This window comes from Fibrobacter sp. UWR4 (assembly GCF_003149045.1).
Classification (GTDB): Bacteria; Fibrobacterota; Fibrobacteria; order Fibrobacterales; family Fibrobacteraceae; genus Fibrobacter.
In genome coordinates, this window is sequence record NZ_QGDU01000068.1 from 1 (window position 1) to 5,231 (window position 5,231).

Annotated in this window: 2 protein-coding genes and 1 pseudogene; all 3 read right to left on the minus strand. The window is 41.8% G+C overall.

The window, feature by feature from the left end:
* Nucleotides 1-84 precede the first annotated feature (84 nt).
* A complete protein-coding gene (locus BGX12_RS14925) occupies nt 85-2,724 on the minus strand; it encodes a hypothetical protein (RefSeq protein ID WP_109736814.1) in 2,640 nt (879 codons plus the stop codon).
* A gap of 460 nt (nt 2,725-3,184) precedes the next feature.
* A complete protein-coding gene (locus BGX12_RS14930; RefSeq protein ID WP_109736815.1) occupies nt 3,185-4,969 on the minus strand; it encodes a chloride channel protein in 1,785 nt (594 codons plus the stop codon).
* A 124-nt stretch (nt 4,970-5,093) separates the two neighbouring features.
* Nucleotides 5,094-5,231: pseudogene (locus BGX12_RS15970) on the minus strand (V-type ATP synthase subunit K); the annotation flags it as partial.

A 5,231-nucleotide genomic window follows, 5' to 3' on the forward strand; every position in this document is an offset into this window, starting at 1 on the left:
GAACAATCGGCCGAGAAAACGACTTGGATTTCTCACCCCATTAGAGTATATTTCTAGGCAAGTTAAACAAATTTACTTGGCGACTTAAATTCGCCCTGTAAAAGAATCATCTTTCTTAAAATAGATATAAGAATTATCGTCAGATTCCACAACAAAGAAACCACCGCCCAACGACTCTGGTTTTTTCGAAAGGGGTACGACTTCCTTTAACCAGCTAACGCCATTCCACACAAATGCATACTTTGATGTATTCTCATGATACCAGTTATCACCAATAGTGATGTGTGTTTTGTCTGTAGATCCATCTAAATTTTCTTTACCGGTTCTCCCCCAAATACCATTACGCCTTTCAAATCGTTCTACTAAAGCGCCATGGTATGTTGAAGACCAATAGGTAACCCACGTGCTTTTCCATTTTACACGCCATCTACGAAACACCGGGTAATATATTTTCGCTTGATATTCGTGAACATAGGGCTCTCGAGCAATAAAGAAATCATTTCCAGAATGACCAGTCCATTGGGCTTCAACAAAGAAATCATAATCATCGCCGCTTACCAGATTTTCATTTTTATAGGGAGATTTCCAATATTCGCCATCATAATCAAACAAGCTCATTTCATCGTTATCGGCATGCTTAACAACAAAATACCGATTTCCAATAGCTTCAATAGTCGGCTCGGACTGAACACCATCCAACTCCCAGAACAGAGTACTATCAAAAGATCCTACAAAACCATTGTCAACCCATGTAAGAACCCCTGCATTGTGCCCCCACAATCCGCGGTCTTCGATTGCTCCCGCAATATATCCGTCGCCAAAGGCGTACTGATTGTCATCGTCTAAATCACGTTGTTCAAATACTTCTTTGAGTTGAGTCTTATCGTGATTAAATGCAAAAACCTTAATCACGCCACTATTTCCCTTATCGGGACACACAAAGAAAATTGCAACAAAGTTATTCGTGGCTAAAAGCTGTGTCTTGTTATTGTCATTTTCTCCCCAGTCAGCTTTAAAGCCGTTGACATCAAAGCTTATCGTTTTACCTGATTTCGTCCAAGGAATCGAAAGCGTTACGGTATTATTTCGATCGTCATTCAAGTGAACACGGGCTATATAGTCGGGACCAACGGATACAACGTCTCTTCTACCATTATCATTAATATTATCAGCAACCTTGACCCAGTTTTCACCATTCCACATAATTGGATAATATGTTCTTTTTCCATCATCTTCATAAACAAAGACGAACCAGTCCTTGTTTCCTATCATAAAAGTACTCTTATCACTACCTTTTTTTACACCGTCAATCTGATTTACATAAATCCAACGACCAAACTTCCATTCCCAGACCTGAACTGTTTTATCTTTGGTAAGACCTACAATATATGGAGTTCCATTACCTTTATACCCTAACTTAATTTTCTTTAAACCAGGGACAGACGCCATGTGATAATCGGAATCGACAGTAGTACTGTATGATGTATAATTATACTCAACCCTACCGCATGTCGGACCCTGAATGGCTTTAATCGTACCAAGCAGCGCAGATTCAATGCCCTGAGTCGCATTTACGTTGTCAAAGTACTCGTAATCTTCCCTATCGGATTGAGCACCTGTAGCATCTACAAAAACGATTCTTGTAAGCAGTCTTTTCACATAGCCATAGCCATCAGTGCCTTCAGGAACAATTTTTAAAGGAGAATAACAAAAATTGATTGAACCCGTATAAATATTTGACGGACCATAAATGGAGATATTGTCAAGGTACTTTCTTTCTATCGGATCAATAAATGCATCAGGAGCCGAACTGGCATCAACCTCAACTTGACCCTCACTGTCCACATATTCGCCCCAAAACAGACCTTCCCCCTTTGGAAGCAAGTTGAACTTAATTGCACCACCTGTAGAAGAAGAGACTGAGTCTAGATAACACTCTTTTGTATAACCATTTACAGTGGTATAATCTCTAATTTTGAGTTTTTCACTTTCCTGTGTATAGAAATACTCAATGTAATTGCCATCCAGGTCTTCCTGCCTAGACAGATTCCATGCATTCGGGAACAAATAATCGGACTGGCCATTGTACTTACTATAATTTTTTCCGACAATACCATGACTCAAAGGCCAGGAAAGAGCATATTGATTTGCATTTCTTTTTTTGGGGAACACCACATTTTCTTCGAAATCTCCATAATAATACTTGTTTCCCTGATCATCAGTAAGTATCCAACCCTTAATATAGGTGTAATTCTTTCCATTAATTTGAGTATTTACCGTATCTCGAGTAAGTTTCCAATACGGCAAACCTTCAATCCACCACTGATTGTTTTCATAGAAGACTTTATGCGACATACCTTCTGCTGTTAAAAGGGTATAGTTATCATCCCATAAAGCCATTGTTCCAGCATTGTCACTGACAATTTTCGCAAAGCCCAAAGCAAAGCCTAACCCAACCCAACCAGAGGGGGCAAGATCATTTTTATTCTTGACAGTTTGATATACGTTACCAGAATAACTGACGCTAAACGAAGCGCTAATCTTTCCTGCGGAAATTGAAGCAAGAGGCTTTGTAAAGGCAACGGTACCTGACATCGGATTGATGCCGGCTTCAGGAGACATATACTCGTTAAAAGCATTTCCTGTTTCACTTGACGTTGCCAAAGAAATGCTTAGGGATAGAAATACTAAAGGAATTATTTTACCTAAAATATTATTCCACATATTACGTTCATCCTTTGACCGTTTGTATAAATAGACGACAAGTGACTTAAACACGCGTTTACCCTCTTTTTTCTAAACCTCAAAACCGCAATTCGTCTAGTACAAACAAATTGCGATTACTTTTAATACTTTTTTGGAAAAAATCCTAGCCCCCAAACATGCGCAAGAATTACCCCAAAATTTTGGGATCAATTTTAGAAAAAAAAATTTTTTTTGTCCACATTTATTTATACAAGTGTAGTGACAAATAATCCACAATGTCAAAGACAAAAGCAATATATAAAAGGATAACACATTGTTCTTCAACGAATTACAAGAGTGTATTATTTAGAATAAAACAGAAAAGTGTCATTTTACTTACAATACGAAATATTTTATTTACTTTGTAAAAAAAACATTTCTACCACACACAAGTTAATCTGTTTTAAAATGTAATTGTGTGGAAAATTATCTAATTAGCCTAACCAGCTTTCTGCTGCACAATCTTATCGTAGGCCTTAAAAATTGCAGCATGACTCAAGACACCAATGACTTCCCCGCTCTTATTCTTAACGCAAAGTTCCGACATGGACGTGCGTACAAAAATTCTTAAGGCAGAATGAAGGTCCATTGAATCCATCAACATCGGGGCCTTTACCGTACAATCGGAAATCAGCAGATGTTGAATCAAGTCCGGAGATGTAATGTAGGCATTCTTCACGATGGACATATCCAGCAATCCAATGTAAGTTCCAGTATGTTCATGTCCTAGGGACAATCCCGCAGGTGTTCTGGAAGTTCCCTCATAAACAGGATAAACGTAATCCACTTCAATATCCTTCAGAACATCGGAAAGGGAATCTTCACCTCTCAAGGTTTTCATTTCACAATGTTCAATTACATCACCTACGGTAGTCACGCGAAGAACATCAACATCCATGTCACCTCGATGAGCAGGAGATGCAAATTTGTTCTGGACCTGGCTCTTGTAAATACTCCAAGGTCTAGAGAAAGCAATATGCATCACGGCGGCAATCAAAAGTCCCGGCAGCAGGCTATAGCTACCCGTCATTTCGCAGACCATGACCACACCGGCAATAGGAGCCTTAGCAGCACCAGCAAAGAAAGCGGCCATTCCCACCAGGATAAACATTTCCGGGCAACGGATCATATCAGGAGCAATCAGTTCGCAGGCTCCGGCAAAAGCAGCACCCAAAACTCCCCCAATAAAGAGAGATGGGCCAAATACACCGCCAGATCCACCAGAACCAACTGTTAGTCCCGTAGCAACAATCTTAGCAAGAACAATCCCCAACAGTAGCAGAACGCCCCATATGGAGTGAGGCATCATGGCTCCCATCACTTCGTTAATGAATTCAAAACCACCACCAGCAACTTCCGGGAAAACTACCACCAGAACAGAAATCATCAGGCCGCCAATAGCAGGTTTAATCCAGTTGGGAACTTGCCAACGGGCAAACCGAGTCTCGGATTCGCTATAGCAGCGCACGTACAAATAGGAAAACGGGAAACAAAGAATGCCCAGTAAGGCACAAGCAATCAATTCCACAGTATTGGCGAAGGGGAAAACAGGAACCCCAGCAATGGCGGGTTCCGTCCCCACAAAGGCAATATACACCGTAAAAGCGACAACAGAAGAAACGATGGAGGTTGCAAAAGCATTGGATTCAAAGTCTTCGCGATAAAGAACTTCTACAGAAGTCAATGCACCAGCCAAAGGAGCCTTAAAGATAGAGCCTAGGCCAGCAGCCGTTCCCGCCAGGGTGAACTGACGGCGCAAAGACTGGGGCATATTAAATCCATAACAAACCGTAGAAGCCACCCCAGAACCAATCTGGGAAATAGGACCTTCGTAACCGGCACTACCACCAGTCGCTAAAGTAATAATGCTTGTCAAGAACTTAACGGGAGCAACACGCTTACGAATTTTTCCACCTTCATGATGGAAAGACTTGATCATGTTATCAGTACCCTGACCCGCTGTTTCGGGTGCCTTGGCAACGACATAGATAATGACACCCACAATCAGGCCACCGATGGCCGGCATAATGGCAAAGGACCACCAAGGCAGTGCATTGTCCCCAGTCCAGGGCATTTTCACCAAGGAGGTTGCCAGTCCCAATCCAAAATGGAACGCAACCGCCACCAGGCCCGTTACAAAACCAATGAACGCAGCCAGGAAAATCTTCGGCATATAACCGTTGACTACCAGGAACCTGTTAAATCTTTTCAAGAACTGCGACATTGCTTAGCCAAAAATAGAAAAAAGAACCCCATGCAGAATCTGCACGAGGTTCTTAATAAAGCCTCAAAGGCCAAGGGCCGACCTCATACCTCAAGCGAGTGTACGAGCGTACCTCATACCTTTTTTAGCTCACCAGCATCATCGAGAACACCATGATGAACAGGGCCACGGTTTCACCCACGCCAAGCACCATCAAGCTGTTCACTAGACCCTTGCCGGTTTCACCCAAGCCATTACAGGCGTTGGAGGCAGCCTTGCCTAC